22 protein-coding genes are annotated in these 22,664 nt (G+C 45.8%); 16 read left to right on the top strand and 6 right to left on the bottom strand.

Features of this window, described 5'->3' with window-relative positions; all coding sequences use genetic code 11:
• Positions 1 to 49: 49 nt before the first annotated feature.
• The 6 genes from DSL64_RS01290 to DSL64_RS01265 all read right to left on the bottom strand — a co-directional run bounded on the left by DSL64_RS01290 (position 50) and on the right by DSL64_RS01265 (position 6,444).
• On the bottom strand, positions 50 to 1,924 hold the full coding sequence (locus DSL64_RS01290; protein ID WP_115828825.1) for a monovalent cation:proton antiporter-2 (CPA2) family protein: 1,875 nt from the start codon (positions 1,922 to 1,924) through the stop codon (positions 50 to 52).
• Positions 1,921 to 2,520 carry an NAD(P)H-dependent oxidoreductase gene (locus tag DSL64_RS01285; RefSeq protein WP_115828824.1) on the bottom strand — a complete coding sequence of 200 codons (600 nt, stop codon included), beginning with the start codon at positions 2,518 to 2,520 and terminating at the stop codon, positions 1,921 to 1,923. The genes DSL64_RS01290 and DSL64_RS01285 overlap by 4 nt, the downstream gene beginning before the upstream one ends.
• Positions 2,521 to 2,546: 26 nt before the next feature.
• On the bottom strand, positions 2,547 to 3,542 hold the full coding sequence (locus tag DSL64_RS01280; protein WP_115828823.1) for a bestrophin family protein: 996 nt from the start codon (positions 3,540 to 3,542) through the stop codon (positions 2,547 to 2,549).
• A 129-nt stretch (positions 3,543 to 3,671) separates the two neighbouring features.
• On the bottom strand, positions 3,672 to 4,445 hold the full coding sequence (locus DSL64_RS01275; RefSeq protein ID WP_115828822.1) for a LytR/AlgR family response regulator transcription factor: 774 nt from the start codon (positions 4,443 to 4,445) through the stop codon (positions 3,672 to 3,674).
• Positions 4,442 to 5,488, bottom strand: coding sequence for a sensor histidine kinase (locus tag DSL64_RS01270; protein WP_115828821.1), 1,047 nt, complete (start codon positions 5,486 to 5,488; stop codon positions 4,442 to 4,444). The genes DSL64_RS01275 and DSL64_RS01270 overlap by 4 nt, the downstream gene beginning before the upstream one ends.
• On the bottom strand, positions 5,485 to 6,444 hold the full coding sequence (locus DSL64_RS01265; RefSeq protein WP_115828820.1) for a GAF domain-containing protein: 960 nt from the start codon (positions 6,442 to 6,444) through the stop codon (positions 5,485 to 5,487). Before DSL64_RS01265 ends, DSL64_RS01270 begins: the two co-directional genes overlap by 4 nt.
• A gap of 530 nt (positions 6,445 to 6,974) precedes the next feature.
• Between DSL64_RS01265 and DSL64_RS01260 the strand changes: the two genes are divergently transcribed.
• The 16 genes from DSL64_RS01260 (at position 6,975) to DSL64_RS01185 (ending at position 22,663) form a co-directional block, all read left to right on the top strand.
• Positions 6,975 to 7,802 carry a type 1 glutamine amidotransferase domain-containing protein gene (locus DSL64_RS01260; RefSeq protein ID WP_115828819.1) on the top strand — a complete coding sequence of 276 codons (828 nt, stop codon included), beginning with the start codon at positions 6,975 to 6,977 and terminating at the stop codon, positions 7,800 to 7,802.
• Positions 7,792 to 9,498, top strand: coding sequence for a thiamine pyrophosphate-binding protein (locus DSL64_RS01255; protein ID WP_115828818.1), 1,707 nt, complete (start codon positions 7,792 to 7,794; stop codon positions 9,496 to 9,498). Before DSL64_RS01260 ends, DSL64_RS01255 begins: the two co-directional genes overlap by 11 nt.
• A gap of 95 nt (positions 9,499 to 9,593) precedes the next feature.
• On the top strand, positions 9,594 to 10,019 hold the full coding sequence (locus tag DSL64_RS01250) for a hypothetical protein (RefSeq protein ID WP_115828817.1): 426 nt from the start codon (positions 9,594 to 9,596) through the stop codon (positions 10,017 to 10,019).
• A gap of 83 nt (positions 10,020 to 10,102) precedes the next feature.
• A complete protein-coding gene (locus DSL64_RS01245) occupies positions 10,103 to 10,948 on the top strand; it encodes an MBL fold metallo-hydrolase (RefSeq protein ID WP_115828816.1) in 846 nt (281 codons plus the stop codon).
• Positions 10,949 to 10,978: 30 nt separating this feature from the next.
• Complete coding sequence (locus DSL64_RS01240; protein WP_115828815.1) at positions 10,979 to 11,371, top strand: nuclear transport factor 2 family protein; 393 nt, start codon at positions 10,979 to 10,981, stop codon at positions 11,369 to 11,371.
• A 21-nt stretch (positions 11,372 to 11,392) separates the two neighbouring features.
• Positions 11,393 to 14,278 (top strand): molybdopterin-dependent oxidoreductase, encoded by a 2,886-nt coding sequence (locus DSL64_RS01235; protein WP_115828814.1) that lies wholly within the window; start codon positions 11,393 to 11,395, stop codon positions 14,276 to 14,278.
• Complete coding sequence (locus tag DSL64_RS01230) at positions 14,275 to 15,105, top strand: FAD binding domain-containing protein (RefSeq protein ID WP_115828813.1); 831 nt, start codon at positions 14,275 to 14,277, stop codon at positions 15,103 to 15,105. The genes DSL64_RS01235 and DSL64_RS01230 overlap by 4 nt, the downstream gene beginning before the upstream one ends.
• An 18-nt stretch (positions 15,106 to 15,123) precedes the next feature.
• Positions 15,124 to 15,465: a hypothetical protein gene (locus DSL64_RS01225; protein ID WP_115828812.1), complete on the top strand. Its 342-nt coding sequence runs from the start codon at positions 15,124 to 15,126 to the stop codon at positions 15,463 to 15,465.
• A gap of 93 nt (positions 15,466 to 15,558) precedes the next feature.
• The gene (locus tag DSL64_RS01220) at positions 15,559 to 16,314 is read left to right on the top strand and encodes a DJ-1/PfpI family protein (RefSeq protein WP_115828811.1); all 756 of its coding nucleotides are present in this window, start codon (positions 15,559 to 15,561) and stop codon (positions 16,312 to 16,314) included.
• A 99-nt stretch (positions 16,315 to 16,413) separates the two neighbouring features.
• Positions 16,414 to 16,983, top strand: a complete 570-nt coding sequence (locus DSL64_RS01215; protein WP_115828810.1) for a DJ-1/PfpI family protein — start codon at positions 16,414 to 16,416, stop codon at positions 16,981 to 16,983.
• A gap of 10 nt (positions 16,984 to 16,993) precedes the next feature.
• Complete coding sequence (locus DSL64_RS01210) at positions 16,994 to 17,416, top strand: VOC family protein (RefSeq protein WP_115828809.1); 423 nt, start codon at positions 16,994 to 16,996, stop codon at positions 17,414 to 17,416.
• Positions 17,417 to 17,480: 64 nt separating this feature from the next.
• Complete coding sequence (locus DSL64_RS01205) at positions 17,481 to 19,304, top strand: AGE family epimerase/isomerase (RefSeq protein ID WP_115828808.1); 1,824 nt, start codon at positions 17,481 to 17,483, stop codon at positions 19,302 to 19,304.
• 54 nt (positions 19,305 to 19,358) lie between these two features.
• Positions 19,359 to 19,697, top strand: coding sequence for an STAS domain-containing protein (locus DSL64_RS01200; RefSeq protein ID WP_115828807.1), 339 nt, complete (start codon positions 19,359 to 19,361; stop codon positions 19,695 to 19,697).
• 3 nt (positions 19,698 to 19,700) lie between these two features.
• Positions 19,701 to 21,821 (top strand): glycogen debranching protein GlgX, encoded by a 2,121-nt coding sequence (gene glgX, locus DSL64_RS01195; protein WP_115828806.1) that lies wholly within the window; start codon positions 19,701 to 19,703, stop codon positions 21,819 to 21,821.
• An 84-nt stretch (positions 21,822 to 21,905) separates the two neighbouring features.
• Complete coding sequence (locus DSL64_RS01190) at positions 21,906 to 22,226, top strand: anti-sigma factor antagonist (RefSeq protein WP_115828805.1); 321 nt, start codon at positions 21,906 to 21,908, stop codon at positions 22,224 to 22,226.
• A gap of 11 nt (positions 22,227 to 22,237) precedes the next feature.
• On the top strand, positions 22,238 to 22,663 hold the full coding sequence (locus DSL64_RS01185; RefSeq protein ID WP_115828804.1) for an ATP-binding protein: 426 nt from the start codon (positions 22,238 to 22,240) through the stop codon (positions 22,661 to 22,663).
• The last annotated feature ends 1 nt before the right edge of the window (position 22,664 follow it).

Raw genomic sequence — 22,664 nt, 5'->3', positions numbered from 1 at the left:
TACCTCCTGTTTTTTGAAAACGGGAGGTAGTATACTGACTCAAAATGAATTACTTTTTGCCCATTAAGGTTTCTTTGACAAAATTGCTGTCCCAGCTGTGATCGCCTGTCGAGAAATCAAGGAGAAGATCATCCTGCAGCAGTTTTTCCTGCATTTCAATCTCCCTGCGGGCATGAATCGCATACTCCTTCATGTCACTTCGGGAGCCGGCCAGTCTTTCGAGCGCTTTTTCATCGTAAGTAATAAACTTTTGTCCCTGGCGGGTGGCTGTGTATTTTCTGAAGCCCAACTCCTGCAGTGCATCAATAGCCAGATGAACGGAGGTGTAAAGTGTTTCCCTATAGATATTAGTAACACCCATTTCCATAATCTCGTGGGCATCAAAGCGATTCCTCGCCCTTGCCAGTACTTTCACATGTCCATAATGTTTTTTGACTGTTTTAATCAGTTCTCCGTTGATTTCAGGTGAGTCGAAAGCGGCGATGAGCAGTTTGGCATTTTCTATCCCCGCCGATTTTAACAAGTCTGTTCTGGTGGGATCTCCATAATAGACATTGAAACCCATTCGCCTTAATAATTCCACCTGATCCGAGTTATTGTCAAGAATCGTCGCCTCAATGCCGTTGGCACGCAGTAACCGACCAATGGTGCTTCCAAAGTGACCAAAGCCGGCAATAATTACCTGATGCTGCTGATCTATTGCGTCCGCAGCGCGTTTTTCAGGAACTTCATTTGTACCAAAAAAGCGTGTGATCACTTTTTCGTTGAAAAGCAGCAGCAATGGTGTTGTCATCATACTGATGGCTGTTACAGCAGTAAGTTTGCCGAGCCATTCTTCGTTGATGATATGAAGTTGTCCTGTAAAAGAAAGTAAAACGAAAGCGAATTCGCCAACCTGACTAAGCCCCAGAGCAAACATGAAATTCTGGTCATTTTTTAGTTTGAAGGTTTTTCCAATTACAAACAACACCGCAAACTTGATCAGGATTACAGCGCAGACAATCAGTGCTATTTGTCCGGGCGATTCAGCCAGTAACTGAAAGTTGATGGATGCGCCAACACCCATAAAAAACAGTCCGAGAAGCAAACCTTTGAACGGCTCTATATCACTTTCAAGCTCATGACGGAATTCGCTGTTAGCCAATACTACACCGGCAACGAAAGTTCCAAGGGCAGGACTCAATCCAACGGTTTCCATTAGAAGTGCCACAGCTACAACCAGTAGCAGGGAGGAGGCAGTAAACATTTCTCTCAGACCCGTTTTGGCGATCATGCGAAGCAGAGGCACAACCAGATACGTGCCGATCCCATAAATGGAAGCAACTGCTCCGATTACGATCACAGTTTGCAGCCAGGGATCAAGTCCTCCAAGTAAAGAAGGATGTGCTGATTCGGGCGCTATGCTCGTGGTGGCAAGCAATGGTAAAATGGCCAGGATGGGGATGACCGCTATATCCTGAAAAAGCAACACTGAAAATGATGCCTCACCGGCCTGGGATTTGGAAAGCCCTTTTTCCTTTAATGTCTGCAATACGATGGCCGTTGACGACATGGTCAGCGCCAAACCAATGGAAAAAGACATGGTCCATTCCCACCCCAAAAGCATAAACAGGCCAAAAATAAGTATTGTAGTGCCGATGAGCTGAGAAAATCCGAATCCGGCAATTGCTTTTCGCATTTCCCAGAATGCTTTGGGTTCGAGTTCAAGACCTATCAGAAACAACATCATCACTACCCCGAATTCGGCTACATGCATAATTCCCTCGCCCTCCTGGCCAATAAAGCCGAGTATAAAGGGACCGATGATGATGCCGGAAATCAGATAGCCGAGTACTGAACTCATTCCAATTTTTTTGGCAAGGGGCACGCATACAACTGCTGCCGAAAGGTAAACCAATGCCTGTGGTAGAAAGTCGCTGCTCATGCAATTTTATCTTTTAGTAACCAGTCGTTTAAGTATTCAAATGTCTGAAATTCAGCTACATCCAGTCTGTTGTGCTGAAGATAATCCAGAAGATGCGCATAGTTCCGGCTGAGTGTCAGCAGTTCATCATCACTTATTCTGTGCGATCCCTGTCCTGCAAAGGGCGGCAGATACTGCATATTGCACAAGGTGGTGGTACGGTTAAAAGGCGTCAGAAATTCCTTTAACGTGAAATGATGGTAACCTTCCGGCTGATAGGTGGATCTGGCTCCTCCTGTAGATAAAACCTGCATGACAACCTTGCCTTCCAGTGCTTTCCCGTTAGGTCCGTACGCCCAGCCTGCTTCGAGAACAATGTCTATCCATTGCTTCAAAAGCGCCGGACAGCTGTACCAGTAAACGGGGTGTTGCCAGATAATAATATCATGGTTCAGCAGTAGCTTCTGTTCTCTTTTTATATCAATGTTAAAATCGGGATACTCCTGATAGAGATCATGTACTGTGACACCCTCCGGAATGTGATTGACGAGGGATTTATGCATCCTCGATTTTTCGAAAAGGGGATGTACAAGCAGAACAAGTATGCGGTTTTGCATGAATCAATAGGGTAAGATTATAAAAATTACATCAGGATGTTGTCAACAGGGGTAAGAGCAGGGGGAATCGCGGTTTCTTCGAGCATTTCCCGAAGATCAATTTCAATAGTGCGGCAAATCGCTGTCATCGGTATATCGTTGATCGCATTTTCAAATGGATTTTCGCTGGTGTCGCCAACAACTTCCATGGTATTGAAAACCCAGGCAATCACCATGTAGGCGGGTACTGCTACCCATGCCATTTCCGTTCCGAGCTTAAGGAACTCATTGATGAGGCCAAAAGGAAGAATCAGAATGAAAAGCCACACAAATACTTTGCTGAAATAGGCATACTGACGTGGAAAAGGAAAGTTTTTGATTCTTTCAGCGGCTCCTTGCTGATTGTAAAACTCCTGGATAAGTGCCATCATCTGCACGTAAAAACGCTCATTAATTCCGCCGTTACGAAATATCTGATCAAGTAGTTTTGCCTGAGCTTTAAGGATATGCGTCGCGGGATTCTTTTTGGATAGGAAATATTTGACCTCGGATTCAGCTAAAAATACACTTAATGACAAATGAAGAGGAGCATTGTCATGGCTTCCTTTCAACACGGCGTGAGCGGTGGTATTACTGTCGTTCCAGACACTTTTTTGCCTTAATTGTATTCTAACCGCATTAATATAGGCAATCAGTCCGTGTATGAGTTTTGTCTGAAGTTGTCTTTCAGTCAGTCCCGAAATGTCTGTTTCCGTTTTTACATAGGAAACTGAGTATGTGCCCCATGTACGGCTGGCGTTCACGATGGCACCCCAGATCCTTCTGGCTTCCCATAGCCTTTCGTAAGATGAGTTATTTTTGAAGCCGACATAAAATGCAACCGCCGTGCCGATCAGACCAATGGGAACAAACGAAAATCCGACAGGGATATGGCCCCAGTAGGTGAGGCTGCACAGACAAACGGAATAAATCAGATAAAACAGAAGTGACGGCCAGGCAAAGGACAGGATAATGGACGGCTTGATTTCTCGGGCTGTATACATTGCTTACTCAGAAAGGGGGTAGGTTTCAGGCGTAAGTTTTAAAAAATCAGACAGCCGGGAAATGCAACCTGATGTGAAACGGAAAATTTCCGGCATCAAGCTGAAAATACGCCGCTTAAAATTTTCTAATCATGAAAGCTCTTCAAACCACTTTTTAAATACCGGCACACGCTCTTTGCTGATCAGGATCTGATTGGCTGAAACGGGCAATGTACGAACCAGAAGCCGGCCGTTGAAGTAAAGTTCTATTTCACTGATACTTTCCCGGGCGATGATAAATTGTCTGTTGGCTCTGAAAAAACTTGCAGCGTCGAGCTGGTTTTCAAGTTCTTCCAGGTTTTTGTCAATCACAAAATTACGGTCATCATGTAAAGTTGCAACCACAACACTGTTACGGATAGTAAGCCAAGCGATATCCGTATCCTTCAAAGGAATGAGTTTGTCGCGAAAGGGTACTAGAAAACTTCGCCTAGGATTTTTCCTTTGCAGGATCTGCGAATGCATCAGCTCTTCAAGATACTTGATTTTGGTAATCGCATTTTCTTCATTGAGCTGGTAGTATTTGTCAAGAGCGAATTTGAGTGATTCCTGCCGGATTGGTTTCAGCAGATAGTCGATACTGTTTAGTTTGAAGGCGCGCATGGCGTACTCATCGTGCGCGGTCGTGAATATAACCGGACAACTGATCGAGATCTGTTCGAAAATCTGAAAGCAGGTTCCGTCACCGAGCTGAACGTCTAAAAAGATAAGATCCGGTATAGGATTAGATGAAAGCCAATCCACTGCCAGTTCAACGCTTTCAAGTATATCAAGAATTTCAGCTTTCGGATTAATCCGCTGAATCAGCTGAGTAAGATATTGACCTGCCGGAACTTCGTCTTCTATGATGAGTATTTGTGTCATGGAGCTTCAATGAGGGGTACCTTTACGGTAAATTGTTCGTCCTTCTCCAGATGTGAAGGGTTAATGCCAGTTTGAATTTTATATCTTTTATCCAGATTTTTCAGACCAATTCCCGTTCCGGGAACATCAAGTTTTTTGTTTACCGAGTTCTGAACGATCAATGACTTTTCACTTTCGTTTAATTTTATCTCAATAAAAAGTACCTGATTGGAAGTAATTACATTGTGTTTAATCGCATTTTCGATCAGGATTTGAAGCGATAACGGAATGATGAACCATTCTTTGGTTGTACATACATCCTCAAAAAAGAAAAGAAGCTTTTCGCCAAAGCGTGCTTTGTACAGGTCCAGATAAGATTTGGCTGCTGCCAGCTCGTCGCTCAGGAGCACCAGACTCTGGTTTTGCACTTTCAGGTTATATCTGAGAATGTCAGACAGATCCAGCACGATACGCTGAGCAAGGTCCGGGTTGGTGAAAATAGAAATGTTCAGAATGTTGAGCGCATTAAAAAGAAAATGGGGGTTGAGCTGATTTCTGAGCGCTTCGAGTTGCGCCTTGATTTGCTCTACTTTAAGCAGCTCATTTTCCAGCGCAACGCGGTAATAGGCCTGAGAGGCAAGCAGAAAATTGCGGTAGCCCAGAATAGCAAGCAGTAACAGAAAATGATAGAGGTAGTATACAATCCTGAAAATCAGAATATCGCTGTTGTCTTTATCCAATGCCAGTTTTAACTGAAAGAGGATTTCATTGAGCGAAAAAAAAAGAATGATCATCAGTGCCATCTGAACATATATTTTCTGATCGTTGAACCAGCTCGGAATTTTATAGGTATAATTCAGACATATGTATAGAAATATCCAGGCGAACTCGAAACTGATTACAAACTGTATCAGAATATCCAGGATGCTAATACCATACTGCCCATCAAATGACAGAGCCTCCCATACAAATATCAGTCTGGGGATGGTTGCCAGCAGGCTCAAAATAAAGCAGAGACGCCAACCTAATGACATCCCTTTGCTGTAATCGACATTTGCGCTCATACCTGAGTGGTATAAAGTCGGTTCTGACCGAATGCAGGCAGGTTTTGATGGAGTTGATTTTGCTGGATTAACCGGGCAACAGATTCAAGCAGATTAACTTCCGCCTCTGACCATTGCCTGGCGTTCATCATGTCTTCCAGACCGATAAAGCCGTTCCAGGTGTCGTTGTTGTGCAGTGGCACAGCCAGCACGGATTGGGCATCACGTTGGTTAAGCCAGTGTTTTTCTTCGGCAGGAAGCGACTTAAGATCTCCCTGAACATGTTGTTTGGATACAAAAAGGTTATTCCATCTTTTGAAATTAGGGATATCCGTAGTTTTTACTGTACGGCTGTTAACCCCGGGAGCGGACACCTCATTTTGCTGAACGATAATTTCTTCTCCATCCGGCGTTGATTTTTTTGTATACAGATAAATCCTGCTCAGATCCAGCGCTTCGAGAATGATCGTGAAGACATTGGCTATAGAATGGTCAGCCTGTTTTTTATCTAAATTTTCTACTGATAATTCTTCCTCACAAATCGCAAGAACCTTTCTGTGCAGGCTGCTGCTGTTCTGATGAATTTTTTCAATATTCTGCCTTGCGTTGGATTTCCACTTGGAAAGCGTGTGCTCCATCGCCGACAGCCAGGAACTCTGTTCAGAGCTGGTAATGTAAAAGTCGGTTGCCAGTAGTGACAACGCTTTTTCTGAGGTGGTAGGGCAGTGGCCTTCTGCCATTACAAGACATGGGCTGAGTTTTCCCAGAACAGACATAAGATCAGCAACTTGTCCGTCCGGCAAAGTGCAGTTAGAAATGATCAGGTCAAATTTGGATTGGTGGCAGGCTGCCAGAGCTTGTTGCTTAGATCCCACCTTTGTAGCTTGAAATTGATAACCGGCGTTAGATAGTGATTCGGAGATAAGAGGTTGCCAGTCTTGTCTGATTGCAACGATTAATAAATTTAAGGGTTCCATTGCGAAGTTGTACGTTGAGGGTTGGTTTTAACAATAACGTTTAGCGCTTAACCAGCTTAATTGACGGAGAGAGTAAAGCTCCTGTCCATAAATCCACCTTGACTTTTCAAAACTTACAATCTGTAAGAGATATTACCGTGGATTTTTAAATAGTACTACTTAGGCTGCCAAATTTAGTGCAATATATGTGCAAAATACTATAATTATCTTAGAATAAATTTTTAAAACTACTGACGATCACTCAACTAGCAGGTTGTCGTTACTTTTTAGATGACTATGTGATTTTTTTGAGACACACTTTTACTATTCGTGCCTGTGGCGCATAGAATTAGGGCTACAAAAGTTCACTTCGGGAATTGAACGGTTTAAAGTCTCGAATCAACTGGTTCAAGTCTTTTTTTTACAGTTTCAGTCATGATTTTGAGTTTGCAAGACATTTGATCTGCCAAATTTACTGCATCAATAAGCGGAAACGGGAATATTTCCTTGATGAATCTGGCAATTAAACGTTATAAAAACTTCCTAATCCAATGTCAAAGAAAATTTTAGCTGTTCTCTCGGAATACGGTTACTGGGGAATAGAACTGGTAGGCCCTCTTGAAAAACTTGAAGAAGCAGGTTATGTAGTAGAATTCATAACCCCAAACGGCAAAAAAGCCGAAGCATTACCACCCAGCTACGATACCACTTACGTAGATCCTCCTCTTGGTACTTGCGTAACAACGCCGCTGGCTGCAGAGAAAGTAAAGGCTTTTGAAGCAACCAACAGATTGGAGAAGACCAGAAACCTTTCCCTGGAAATTCCTGAACGCCCTTATTTTTCCACGCCTGATTTCCTGCGGGCATTTGAGCAGTATTTTGCTGATCTGAAAACTGCACAGGAAAACCTGACAGAAGAATATGCAGCATTACTTTTGGTGGGCGGTAGTGGCCCGATCATTGATATGGTGAATAACCAGCGCGTCCACGACCTGATCTTAGGATTTTATAAGAAAAACCTTCCTGTTGCCGGGATTTGCTATGGTGTTGCACCGCTGGTTTTCGCACGTGATTTCAACGAACGCAAATCAATTATTCTCGGCAAGCACGTTACAGGACATTGTATTGAATACGACTACCACGACGGAACCGGCTTCCTGCATACCGATCTGAATATGGGACCTCCTCCCTATGTTCTTGAATACATTTTGAGCGACGCGGTAGGGCCGGAAGGTCAGTATCACGGAAACTTTGGTAAAGAAACTTCTGTAATCGTCGATTATCCGTTCATCACGGCGCGCTCGCTGCAATGCTCTTTTGAGTTTGGCGAACAGTTTGTGAATGTGCTCGACAAAGGTCTGACACGTTATGGCTGGTAAAACAGGGAATCAGAAGATTATCGAGCAGTTTCTGGCCGACGGCATGGATCACATGTTCGGAAATCCGGGAACCGTAGAGCAGGGTTTCCTTGACGCTGTGGAGGAGTATCCGGAAATGAAATACATCCTGACGTTACAGGAAAGTATTGCCGTCATGGCAGCCGACGGATATGCACGTGCCACACAGAAACCGACACTGGTTCAGTTGCATAGTTCCCCGGGTATTGGAAATGCGGTGGGGGCGTTGTATCAGGCCAAACGGGGGCATGCTCCCTTGGTGGTAATCGGTTCTGACGCAGGGACGCGCTACATGAACATGGATGCACAGATGGCCAATGACCTTGTAGGTATGATGGCGCCGGTAACTAAGTATTCAACCATGGTGCATTCTTCCAAATCGGTACTCAGAACCCTGCGCAGAGCAATCAAAATTGCCGCCACGCCGCCGATGGGTCCTGTGTATGTTTGTCTTCCGATGGACGTGCTCGACGAGTTGAACGATGAAGAAGTGATCCCGACGCATATTCCATCGACCAGGGTGTTGCCTTCCGCAGAGCTGATTAACGACATGGCCGATGCCTTGCTGGCTTCACAAAAACCTATGATTTTCGTAGGTGACGGCGTGGCTTACTCCGGGGCGATTCCCGAACTGACTGCCGTTGCGGAGCTTTTGGGCGCAGAAGTATATGGGGTAGAGTTCGGAGATCTGGTCATGGATAATTCGCATCCGTTGTACCAGGGAACCACCGGCCACATGTTCGGCGAATACAGCAAACCGATCACTACAAAGGGGGATGTAAATCTTGTCGTGGGCACTTATATGGTTCCCGAAGTCTTCCCGGATCTGGGTGAGATTTATGCTCCGGACGCGAAAGTCATTCACATAGACCTGAATGCCTACGAGATTGCTAAAAATCACCGCGTTGATATCGGTGTGGTAGGCGATCCAAAGCTTTCACTGGAAGCACTGTATGATGTTTTGAACGACAGAATTACGCCGGCGCAGAAAGAAAAAGCAGCAGCACGGATTGAAGAAATCACTGCTCAGAAAAATAAAAAAATCGCAGCGGAGCTCCAGGCTGATCTTGGCCGGAAAGGAAATCATCCTTTGCAAATGGCGCAGTTTTCCAGTGCCCTGGCAGAAAAATTACCTGCCGATACCATCGTTTTTGATGAAGCGCTTACCAGCTCGCCAGCGGTGACAAGATATATAGTGCCAAAGGTAGCCGGAAATTACTTCGTCACACGTGGCGGATCGCTGGGTGTAGGTTTTCCCGGTGCGATCGGTGCGAAACTTGCTAACCCTGAGAAAACCGTTATTGGCTTTTCGGGCGATGGCGGAAGCATGTACACGATACAGGCGCTTTGGTCGGCAGTCAGGCATAACACCGGAGCCAAGTTTGTGGTCTGCAACAATGGATCATATAAACTCCTTCAGCTCAATATCGATGTATACTGGCAGGAACGGGAGATTCCGAAACATGACCATCCACTTTCATTTGACCTTTCCTATCCTGCGATCCGCTTCGATTTGCTGGCGCAGTCTATGGGAGTAGATGCAGTGAGGGTAGAAAAGGAAGAAGAGATTGCCCCGGCCATTGAGCGTATGCTGGCAGATGACAAGCCGTTTCTGATCGATCTGGTTTTACAAGGTGATCATAAGGCCGACTGGGTCAAAACAAATTGCTCACAATAAGTAACTAATGGCTATGAGCTGTCAGCTTTTTGAGATTACCAGCTAACCACAAAACTGTAAACGCTTAACTCATCATTATTAACTCATAATTTCCAATGCTTACTCAGGAATCCATTGAAAAATTAGCAGAAGTCTGGTATCGTAAACTGGACGTACATGCTCCTCAGGTTGAATTGCTACCCCTGATCATTGATGAAGGTCTGGAAATGGTTTTTCCTGAAGCGACAGTTTACGGCTGGGCTGGATTTGAAGGCTGGTTTCAGCGTGTTGTTCGCATCTTTTTTGACGAAGTACATACTGTAAAATCGGTTGTAGCCGACATTACCGGCGATACTGCAACCGTCAAAGTGGTGGTACAGTGGGAAGCCAGTGTATGGAATGCTCCGGAAGCTTACAGTAAAAGAATTGCCTGCGACGCGTTCCAGACCTGGGAAGTGAAATCCGATGGAAATGGTGGCGCATTAATCACAAAATACATTGTAGACGGATTGGAATACCACGAGGGCTCAGCTACGCTGTAGCAACCTCTTACACAACCTGTTGACCTGATCTGGCGACAGATCCTCACTACTGCAGAAAAGTAGACCCTTCTTTATTTAATGTTATGGAAAATTTCAAGTATATCAAAGTCAATAAGGTCGTTCTCGAAACAGTGACAATCCACTGTGTACAGTCGCCCGAAGACGGAGAACTTACTAATGCCCAATTGATCGAAACTGCTGAAAAACTCATCCTTGTCGATACGCTTCAGCTCAAACCTCATTCAGAAGAACTCCGGACTTACATCGAAAGTATCGGAAAACCGCTGGATAGGATCATTATTACACATCTTCATCCGGATCATTGGATGGGTGCACCAGCATTTGCCGGAACACCGGTATATGCACTCCCGGAAGTAATTGGTGCAATTAACGCGATGGCCGATTATTTCATTGGTTACCACAGAAGCCTGCATCCCGACAACGCAGATCAGGTGATTTTCGCGGAGAAAAACTTGCCGGCCGAAGTGCTTGCAGAAGGAATTCTGACGATTGACGGTGTCGATCTGAATCTTATCAAAGTGCTTGATACAGAGTGTCAGGTGAATTTGATTCTGGAGATTCCGGCAGAGAAGGTACTTCTTGCGCAGGACCTGATTTACAATGAAGTGTATGCCTTTTTTGGAGACAAAACATCGGGTGGTCAATACAGTTTTGATAACTGGATCAGCATACTTACGAGGCTGAAAAGTAGAGACTTTCTGCACGTTTTCCCTGGTCACGGTGAGCCAACAGATGCATCAGTGCTTGACAAACAGATCGCTTACCTGCAATACGTTAAACAGTTGGTATATCAGGGGCTTCAGGGACAGGAACTGATCGGAAAGATTATTTCAAAATATCCTGACTATAAGCTGCCTCTCACGCTGCACATGTCTAATTACATGTTGTTTTTATATCCCAATCCATAATTATTTGTTCCTCAAACCCGACCTTTTCAAATGAAAAATATTCCTGATACTAAGCTTGGTAAAATGTATACCGAGCACATCCAGCATATTCTCGATAAAAACATAGAAGCGCTTCTGGACCAGTATACAGATGATGCCTTACTGATCAGCAGCTTCTCAAAGGCTCCGGTTGTTTATCAGGGGCGTGAGCAGGTGAAAGAACACATGCAGGGCATTCTGGGTATCGACGGTCTGGAGTCCGACATCGTATTCTGGGCTGAAACTGCAGAGCCTGAAACACTGATGATTACAGAACAAATCACCATGACTGTGGGCGGTGAAAAAAGCGAAATGCGCTTTGCCGATAGCTGGGTGTTGAAAGATGGAAAAATCGCCATCCATTTTGCCGGAATGGTTCAGCATCCGGATGGTTCTCTTGCCTAAACATTTACCTCCCCTCACAAAATGAAACTCAGTAATCACGTAAACGGTCACTTCTGTACTTCTGAAATAGAAGGCAGAACTTTATTGATTACCTATCTGCGTGAGCATCTGGCATTAACCGGTACAAAGGAAGGGTGTAGTTCTGCTTCCTGCGGTGCATGTACGGTTTTGGTCAGCGGCAAGGCGACCAAAAGCTGCCAGGTTCTCGCAATTGAAACCGAAGCACAAGAGATCCAAACGATTGAAGGATTGGCCACTGCCGATGGGTTGCACCCGCTGCAAAATGCATTTTGGGAGAATTTTGCTGTGCAGAACGGCTTCTCAACTCCGGGTACGATCATGGCCATGATGGAATTGTTGAACGAAAACACAGCTCCGTCAGATGCAGAAATTAAAGAACGGCTTTCTGGTAACCTGAGCCGGGAGTCTGGTTATGAACAGGTAGTTGCTTCTGTGAAAGCTGCCGCTGCCAAAATGAAAGGGGCGGAAGTGGCAGGCGGTATTTCATCAAACGGGAAATACATAGGCAGCTCTGTCAAAACGCGGGATACTGAAAAACTGATTACCGGTGAAGGAAAATTCATCGCCGATATGGAATTACCAGGCATGTTGCACGCAGCGATATTGCAAAGTCCTGTTGCCCATGCGATTATAAAAGGTGTTGATACCAGCGAAGCGGAGGCCATGCCTGGCGTTGTGCGCGTATTCACAGCGAAGGATACAACAGGCATTATGCCAATGCCGGTCATCTGGATTCCACCATTTACAGAAAGTCATTTTCTGCCACATCCGTCAGGAATCGTGCCAGGTTCGCATACCGTTTTTGCTACGGATCGTGTTCGGTTCGCGGGTGACCAGCTCGCTGCAGTGGTTGCAGAAACACGGCAACAGGCCTACGATGCGCTATCTAAGATCAGAGTAGACTATGAAGCCTTACCAGTCGTGCTGGATGCGGAAGAGGCAAGCCAACCGGGTGCTCCGCAGCTCCACGAAACGGCACCGAATAATATCATGATCCACACCATCTTCGGCGACAGCGAGGCTACCGAAAAGGCAATTGCAGAGTCGGAAGTGGTAGTAGAACAGAAAATTTACAACCAGCGCATGATGCACAACACGCTTGAAGTGCGTGGTGCGTTGGCAAAGTACGACCCTGCTACACAGGATTATACCCTTTGGGCCAATACGCAGATCCCGTATCCGCATCGTTTGCTGATCTCGCTGTATGTGCTGGGCATTCCCTATAACAAGCTGAGGGTGATTGTTCCTTTCATGGGTGAAAGCAATGGTTGCAAGGGTAATCTTTATCCTGATACACCACTGGTGCTTTGGATGGCCAAGGAACTTGGCAGACCAGTCAAATGGGTAGATACCCGTGCAGGATTTGCCCGCAATACAGCCCAATCCCGTGACCAGATCCAATATGTAAAAATTGCCGGAACGGCCGAAGGTAAACTGACGGCGTTAAGCTGCGTAGCATTCAGCAATGTAGGGGCATATCCGGTGATCAATGCACCAGGACAACCGCTTCCGCTGATTGGCAGAAGTATTCCCGGAGCTTATGTGATACCGCATGCTTCGTATGAAGTGAACGTGGTATACACCAACAAAGTACCGACAGCACCAATGCGCGGATCGGGCAGGGCTGAGGCCATTTTTCTGATCGAGCGTGCTATTGAAATGTTTGCAAGAAAAATAGGCAAAGATCCGGCGGAAGTAAGAAGGATGAACATGGTACAATCTGATCAGTTTCCTTATGAAAATGGTCTTGGCTGGACTTACGATTCCGGGAATTATGAAAACACGCTTGATATCGCACTCGAAAAGGCAGGATACGCTACGCTGGAAGCACAAAAGGCCGAAGCGCGCGCCCGCGGTAAGTTGCTGGGACTCGGTATCGGTTCTTATGTGGCTGTGGCAGGAGTAGGGAACTCCGGCAAAATGGGTGGCGAGGGCCTGATGAGCGGAACCTGGGGTAGCGCTTATATTCACATTGCGCCATCTGGCGAAGTGGCAATCACTACCGGGGCACAACCACACGGGCAATCCCAGCAGACCACATTTGCCCAAATCGCTGCTGAAGAATTACAGATACCGATGGAGTATGTGACCATCAAACATTCCGATACGGCCAATCCGCTCTATTACGGGCAGGCAAGTTACGGCAGCCGTTCGCTTAGCGTGGAAGGTGTGGCTGTACAAAAAGCTTGTCAGATGATGGTAAAAAAAGCCAGAGAATTTGCGGCATATCTTTTCAAAATGCCGGTTGATCTGATTGAATATAAAGAAGGCAAAGTAGTAGGAACGCCGGCGCCTGAACAGGCCGTGATGACGCTGCAACAGGTGGCGCTTATGCTTTGGTTTGGCTGGGATCTGCCCGAAGGCATGGATCCGGGTCTGGAAGGTTCTGCTTATTTTGATCCCAAGAATTTCAATTTCCCATTCGGCACGCACATCGCTGTGGTAGAAATTGATGAAGAGACTTGTGAAATTGATCTTGTCAGATACATCGCAGTTGATGATTTCGGAACGGTTGTCAATCCTGAAGTGGTCAACGGACAGACTTATGGCAATATCGTACTCGGTATAGGACAGGCTCTTGCCGAAGAAGTAAAGTATTCACCCGAAACAGGGCAGGTTTTGAGCGACGATCTGGACTCGTATATGGTTCCACGTTCGGGATGGTTTCCCAAGGTTGAATTGTATCGTACTGAAACACCTTCTCCATCCAATTCACTGGGGGCGAAGGGTGCGGGAGATGTGAGCAATCCTCCTGTGGCGCCAGCGATGGTGAATGCCATTTGTGATGCGTTGTCCGAATTTGATGTCAGGCATATCGACATGCCGGTAACACCGGAAAAGATTTGGGAAATTTTACAACAACAAAACTCACCTGTCGAGCTATGATTCAGAATCCTTTTTCATACACCGCACCTGATTCTATTGCCGAAGCGTTTTCGCTATTGAGCAAGAGTGGCTCAGAAGTATTCACGGGTGACCAGGCATTTATTGGCAATACAAAAACGGGTCATGCACGTCCGTCAACGGTAGTAAGTCTGCGGAATATACCAGGCTTAAATTCGATCATTCAACATGGTGATCAGCTCATTATCGGTTCGTCGGTTTCCTTTTCAGCAATGCTTGCTGATGCTGCGATTGGCTCGGTTCCGGTGCTTGTGGAAGCACTCAGAGCAATTAAGGATCCGCATTTAAAAAACCATAGCAATGTAGGAGGAGCACTTTATCATCGATCCACTTCACACGGGCCCCTGCTGGCTGCATTGCTTTCTCTGGACGCAAGTGTGAGCCTGTCAGATCCATGGGGAGACAAAAATATAACACTGGAAAATTACCTTACAGCCGGATCAGGGCAGGGAGAAATCATCAAAAGTGTTACTCTGACTATAAATAGAACTGCCGCGGGCTCGTTCCGTCACATCGACTATCTCAAAGTGGGCGAAATTGTTTGTGGCGCTGCGGTTGTGCTGGCTACCAAAGGAGAAACTATTTCGAAAATAAGTGTAGCTGCCTGCGGTTGTGTTTCAATTCCGGTGAGATTGAGAAATCTGGAAAACTCACTTACAGGGGTTAAAGTTTCGAGAGAGAATATTGAAGCTGCGCTCCATGAACTTCCGACGGACGAGTTGACGCTGTCGAATGTAAATATATCCAATCCGTCCTATCTGTTTCATTTATTAAAGGTTCTGATCAAAAGAGCTGTTTTGAAAAGCTAATATTCAACCATCCGCATTATGACAAATCAGGAATTTTACGACAACCACCTTGTGCTTTTAGGAAATAATGATGTCAACGAACTTGTTGAACATGATTACCACGACGACGCTGAAATGATACTGCTGGTAGCAGAAGAACCGATTTATATAAAGGGAAAGGCTGCACTTAAAGTCCAGCTCGGAGATTACCTGGCCAACATTTACCGTGGCTTTGTTTCCACCCAGAAACTGGCCATTACAGACGACAGTATTCATCTTGAAGCTACCATCATGACTGCCTGGGGAGAATCGAAAGTATACGATGCATTGTATCTGAGGGAAGGCAAAATATTCAGGCATTATTCAGGCTTGAAGGGCTGATTGTCTAAAATAATTTCATTGGTTATGAGTTAGTTATAGTCTTTTTCATGGCCTGCATTTTTAAATCCTACACAATAAACCTTTAACAACAAGATGAGCAAGAAAGTACTTATCCTCGCATCAAACGTAGGCCTGTGGGGCGAAGAATTACAGGCTCCATGGGATGCTTTGAAACAAGCAGGGTTTGATTTGACCCTGGCCACTCCCAAAGGACTTACGCCACTTCCGATGGAGCTGAGCATGGACAAAGATTTTATTGATCCTATGCAAAATTATAACGTGAATCCAGCTGAAGTAGTTGACCGTATCAACCAGATTCTGGATATAGGCGAGTGGGATTCACCCATAAAAATCGAAGATGCCAACATCTCTGACTACGACGCTTTGGCAATTGTAGGTGGTCCGGGCTCGGCGCTGGATATTGTGGGAAATCCATTCGTGCATGAGCTTTGCGTCAATGCTTACAAACAAGGCAAAATCCTTGGCGCGCTGTGCTACGCAGTGGGCGCGTTCGTATGGTCACGTGAAGACGATACGCTGCACAGAAGCATCATATATGGTAAAAAAGTGATCGCCCACCCGCGCGAGTGGGATTTTACAGGACCCATGGGTTATTCACTCGTGCGCGCTTCGGAAGAAAATGAAGGTACGAACCTGGTAAGTCAGGGATTTGCATTTCCCCTCGCGGTTATTGTGGAAGACGCAGTCGGGCCTAATGGCCGGGTTTATTCTGATGCAACTGCCAACAGAACCAAGCCACAGGTGCTTTTCGATTTTCCATTTGTAACAGCACTTTCAGTAGAGTCCTCTATTGCATTTGGTGATAAACTTGTTGAAGTGTTGAGCTAAAGCTGTTCAATGCATTTATAATGAAATGGTTAAGTGTGATGCCTGCGGGCTTACTCAACGTTATTTTGAAATTAATTATATCTCTAATTAAGCATCCTCATGAAACTGGCCGGCAAGAAAATCGGTATTCTCTTTGAAGCTGATTATTACGAAAATGAAATCTTCTATTACCAATACCGCTTTCCTGAAGAAGGTGCTGAAGTACATTTCTTAACCAGGCTTTGGGGACAGGATAAAATTACCTTTCATGGTCACGAATACCGTGCTCCCATGGACTGCCGGAAGTCGTTTGAGAACATGAGTGACGAAGAACTCCGCAGCTACGATGCCATCATCGTTCCTTCCGGAATGGTCTCAGACCGTCTTCGGTATACAGAAGATGTTGAAAAAATTCCGCCGGCAACAGCGTTTCTGAAAAGGGTTTTTGCTGAACCTGCTATTCTGAAAGGTATCATTTGTCACGGTTTATGGCTCGTAGCACCTGCCACAGAGCTTGTAAAGGGACGTAAGCTCGTATGTCATAACAATCTGATCGGTGATGCCAGAGCATACGGCGCTATTTACACCAATGAGGATGTGGTTGTTGACGGAGACCTGATTACAGGCCGGTCGGGTGGGCATGCGCATCTGTTTGCTAAAAAGATTATAGAGACCCTTTCCATCAGCTAATCACACAACTATGAAGACGACCTTTTTTCATCTGGCACTCACTGTCAAGGATCTGGCGGTGTTTGAAGCTTTTTATGCGAAATATTTCGGTTTCAGAAGAGCTCGGGTCATTGAACTGGGGGACGACGCACAGCTCGTTTTTCTGAAAAATGATGACAATTTCTACTTCGAAATTTTTCCGCCTGAGGAACAGCGTCCTTGTCCGATGGCCGAAGCGGACGGACCCCATTATCCCGGACTTCGCCACATGGCATTCTCAGTGGCTGATGTCGATCAAAAGCTTGCTGAAATGGGTGATGACGCAGTTGTTACACTTGGCCCGCTTCACTTTGATGACGTCATCGAAGGCTGGAAAACGGTTTGGCTGAAAGATCCGGAAGGCAATATTATAGAAGTCACACAGGGCTACAGAGATCAGGAAGATTTGGCCTGATATCAAACCCTAACCTTTTACTGAGTTCAACGCTTAAATCAAAACCCTTTTTAATGCTCAAAATATGAATATAAACTTCACCTTTTCAGACACTATCGCCGGTTATGTTACCGGATATAGCCAACAGGAACGCTGGTTTACTCTTGAAACCTCTGATAAGAGAGCTTTTAAGGTGAATCTGATTGCCTCCACTTATGCAAGGAGTGTTCAGAACCTTACCGAAGGCTGGCAGGATCCGGGCGATATCAATAACTTTCTTTCCAACGAAGGCCAATATGTTTTCGCGTATGGCACCTTTTATCCTAATGCTGGAGAAGAAACGGCTACTTTTGAAGCACAGCAGCTCATTTTTCCGGGTAAGGAACCCAAAAAATACCGCCACGAAGAACAGAATTACTGGATCACCCAGATCGACTCAATCGCATCAAGCTATCTGAAATGGCAGTTTGACTACCCAAAGGAGGAAATCAACTACAAAAATTACCGTACTATGCTTCACCTGGGTGGAGCTAAAAAAGGAGATTATCTGCAGGAAACAGATACCATTTCCCGTATGGTTTACGGATTTGCCTCCGCTTATCTGCTTACTGGGAAGGATGAATTTTTGGAAGGTGCTGAGCTTGGAACCGAATACCTGCGCGATCACATGCGGTTCTTTGATAAGGACGATGATCTTGTATACTGGTACCATGGTCTGAAAGTAGAAGGCCAAAAGGAAACCAAACTGCTTACTTCCGAATTCGGCGATGATCTGGATTCACTTCCGATGTATGAGCAGATTTATGCGCTTGCAGGCCCTACGCAAACATATCGTATCACTGGCGACAGACGTATCCGTGAGGATATCGACAAAACGATGGATCTGTTTGAGAAATATTTCAAAGACAATGAAGGGGAAGGCTACTTCTCTCACTTGCATCCGATTACGCTGGATGCACGCGAGGAGTCACTGGCGCACAACCGCGCCCGCAAAAACTGGAACTCGGTGGGTGACCATGCGCCGGCTTACCTGATCAATTTGTATCTGGCAACAGGTGAGAAAGCACATGCCGACTTTCTGGAATATACATTCGATACCATCACCAAATACTTTCCCGATTACGACAACAGCCCATTTGTTCAGGAGAAATTCTTTGAAGACTGGAGCGCCGACCAAACCTGGGGATGGCAACAGAACCGCGCAGTGGTAGGGCACAATCTTAAAATTGCCTGGAACCTGATCCGTCAGCAGTCTCTGACTCCTAAGGAGGAATACCTCGCTTTTGCGAAAAAAATTGCAGAACTGATGCCGGAAGCCGGTTCAGATCAGCAGCGCGGAGGCTGGTACGACGTGGTAGAACGAGCTACTAAAACCGGTGGTAAACACCAGTTTGTATGGCACGACCGCAAAGCGTGGTGGCAACAGGAGCAGGCCATTCTTGCCTATCTGATCATGTATGGTGTTTTGGGTAACGAAGAGTACGAGAAACAAGCGCGCGAAGCAGCATCATTCTATAACGCATTTTTCCTTGATAACGACGATGGCGGGGTGTATTTCAATGTTTTCTCGAATGGGATGCCTTACCTGCTGGGAACAGAACGTTTCAAGGGAAGTCACTCTATGAGTGCTTACCACAGTACAGAGCTTTGCTATCTGTCGGCGGTGTATATCAACCTGTTGATTACCAAACAACCGACGTATTTCTACTTTAAACCCTATCCGAACGGATGGAAAGATAATATCCTGAGGGTTTCTCCGGACATTCTTCCAGCCGGTAGTATTTACATCAGCGAAGTGTTTATTGACGATGTGCCTTATACCGACTTCGATGCGTACGGTTTGACTGTGAAGCTCCCCGAATCGGAGGAACGTTTACGGGTGAAGGTTCAGATCAGTTCTGCGAAATAACAGGGCCGATATCAAAAGCTAATAATTAACAGCTGATAGCTTAAAGCTAAAATTATGAAAGTAACATTGACGGATCAGGAAGAAATCACGGTTGTGGAGGTCACCGGAGATATAGATAGTAAAACCGCGCCTGAATTTGAGCGCAACGCGAAGCTGGCCACCGACCGTAATGACAAGATTGCAATCGATCTGACAGCGGTTGAGTTCATGTCCAGTGCCGGTTTGCGCGTTTTGCTGATGGTTTACAGAAATATCAAATCACAGAATGGAAAAGTCATTCTGGTCGGTGTTTCAGAAGACATTCAGGATGTGATGTCTACCACAGGTTTTATCAACTTTTTCAAAATTGTTGGTACTGTGGCTGAAGCAGTTGTCATTCTAAAACAGGATTAAGAAATGGCAACAGATATCAGAATTGACTATTATCCAACCCACGAACAGGACGGAATTAAATTCAGAAGAGGTCATGTACTGCCTTTCGGCGCTACGATGGTTCCTAACGGAGTTAATTTCAGCATCTATTCCAGCGAGGCGATTGACTGTACTCTTGTTTTGTTTGAACGGGGGGAGGATGCGCCTTATGCAGAAATTCGGTTCCCGGAGGAGTTCAGGACAGGAAATGTGTATTCCATGATCGTTTTCGATCTGGACTATGAGCGTCTTGAATATGGCTACCGGATGGACGGCCCCTTCAATCCTGAACAGGGGAGCCGCTTTGATAAAAACATCATTCTCAGCGATCCTTATGCGAAGGCAATAGGAGGGCGGGATACCTGGCTGGCCACGCCCAACTGGGACAACGTTTATCCATACCGCTCCCGTTTGGTATTTGAAGATTTCGACTGGGAAAATGACCATCCGCTCGAAACGCCGATTGAAGATCTGGTGATTTATGAAATGCATGTCAGAGGATTTACGCAGCATCCTTCATCGGAGGTCAAGAATCCAGGCACGTTCGCAGCTATCAAAAGCAAAATCGCTTATCTGAAAGAATTGGGTGTCAACTGTGTTGAACTCATGCCGATCTACGAGTTTGATGAATGGGAGAACAGCAAGGAAAATCCGGTAACAGGCGGGCTTATTGTCAACTTCTGGGGATACAGTACCGTCAATTTCTTTTCTCCCAAGGCGGGTTATGCTGCCACCGGAAAATTCGGAATGCAGGTAGATGAGCTGAAAACTCTTATCAAAGAACTGCACAAAAACGGAATTGAGGTGATGCTGGACGTTGTATTTAACCATACTGCTGAAGGTGACCACCGCGGACATACGATTTCTTTCCGGGGAATAGACAACAAAACGTATTACATGCTGACGCCGGAAGGTTATTATTTCAATTTCTCCGGTACGGGTAATACGCTGAACTGCAACAATCCGGTGGTTCGGAATATGGTACTCGACTGCCTTCGCTACTGGGCATCTGACTACCATATTGATGGCTTCCGTTTTGATCTTGCAGCGATCCTTGGGCGTGATCAGAATGGTGCGCCACTGAGCAATCCGCCTCTGCTGGAGTCACTTGCGCATGATCCTATTCTTGCCAAGTGTAAGCTGGTGGCAGAAGCCTGGGATGCGGGAGGTTTGTATCAGGTAGGATCCTTTCCGGCCTATGGTCGCTGGGCAGAATGGAATGGAAAGTACCGCGATTCTATCCGTAAATTCCTGAAAGGAGATGAAGGGCTGATCCATGAAATAGGGCAGTGTATTCAGGGCTGGCCGGATCTGTATCAATACCGTGGTCCTACAGCAAGTATCAATTTCATTTCATGCCACGATGGATTTACGTTGTATGACATTTTTGCATACAATGAAAAGCACAACGATGCGAACGGAGAAAATAACAATGACGGTGGCAACGACAACCATTCCTGGAACTGCGGCGTAGAAGGTGAAACAGATGATGAATTCATTAATCAGCTGCGGCACAAGCAAATAAAAAATGCGCTTTCTATTCTGATGGTATCTCAGGGCGTGCCGATGATTCTTTCCGGTGACGAAGCAGGCGTGACAAAGTATGGTAACAACAATACCTACTGCCACGACAATGAACTGAACTGGATGGACTGGTCGCTGCTGGAAAAGAATTCTGATATCTACTACTTCACACAGCGCATTCTGCGTTTCCGCCGTGGACATCCTGTTTTGAGAAGTAAAACCCATTTGCAGCACCGCGACTACGTGGGCAGCGGTTACCCTGATATCAGTTTTCATGGAACACAGGCCTGGCAGCCCGACTTCGCTGCTTCGAGCCGTTGCCTGGCATTTATGCTCGACGGAGCGCACGCAAAGAGCGGCACGATCACCGACGACAGTATCTATGTGGCAATGAATGCGCATTGGGATGCATTGTACTATGAGCTTCCTTCGCTGCCAAACGGGCAACGCTGGCACCTGGCTGTGAATACGGATATGCCTTCCGGCGAGGATATTTACGATATAGGTAAAGAACCTTTACTTGAAGATCAGGTGAGATTCCTCGTTGGAGGGAGATCGACTGTGATTCTTGTCGGGAAATAATATACAGTTGCCGGTATCCCGGGGATTTGATACCCTAACTTTCAGTAAATCAACTTTGTAAAACTTCTTTTAAAAATATTGATCATGGCTTTCAAAATAGAAACAGTTATTGAAGAACATACAGCCAAGATGACCCTGCACGGGGAGCTTGATTCGCTGTCGGCGCGTGTTTTTATGACAGAGATTGAAAAACTGGCCGGCCAGCCCATTGAAGTGCTGGTACTCGACATGGAAGAGCTTGATTTTATGTCATCTGCCGGTCTTCGCGTTCTGATTTTCTCAAAACAAAAAATCGGTACTCACTTGTCGATTTATATCGTAAAACCTCAGGAACTGATCGTCGATACACTCGAAAAAACAGGGCTGCACCACAGCGTTACAATCGTAGATCAATATCCGGTTTAAATTGATTTAAAATGGAATCGAAAAGTTTTCCCGGGGTGGTTGCTTCCCTGGACGGGCTAAGGGACTATGTGGATGAGCTTTCCCGGCAGGCTGGTCTTGCCAAAAAAGCGACGTATGGCCTGAAGCTGGCAGTCGATGAAATCGCCACCAACATCATTTTGTATGGATACGAAAAAGCCGGCCTGGTGGCAGATTTCCGGGTTCTCAGTGAAATTACTGAGCAGGAGCTGATCGTGATCTTAGAGGATGAGGCTGCTGCTTTTGATCCTTTGGCAAACCAAATGCCGGACGCGTCAGACCTGAGCAAATCACTTGAAGACCGGGAAATCGGAGGACTGGGTATTTTTCTGACAATCAAAGGTGTAGATAATTTCTCTTACGAATATTTCAACGGTAAAAACCGGAATGTATTCGTGATGAAAAAGCAGCAATCCTGAG

The organism is Dyadobacter luteus, assembly GCF_003383615.1.
In the GTDB taxonomy this organism is placed as follows: Bacteria; Bacteroidota; Bacteroidia; order Cytophagales; family Spirosomataceae; genus Dyadobacter; species Dyadobacter luteus.
This window is presented reverse-complemented; position numbering and strand designations above follow the sequence as displayed.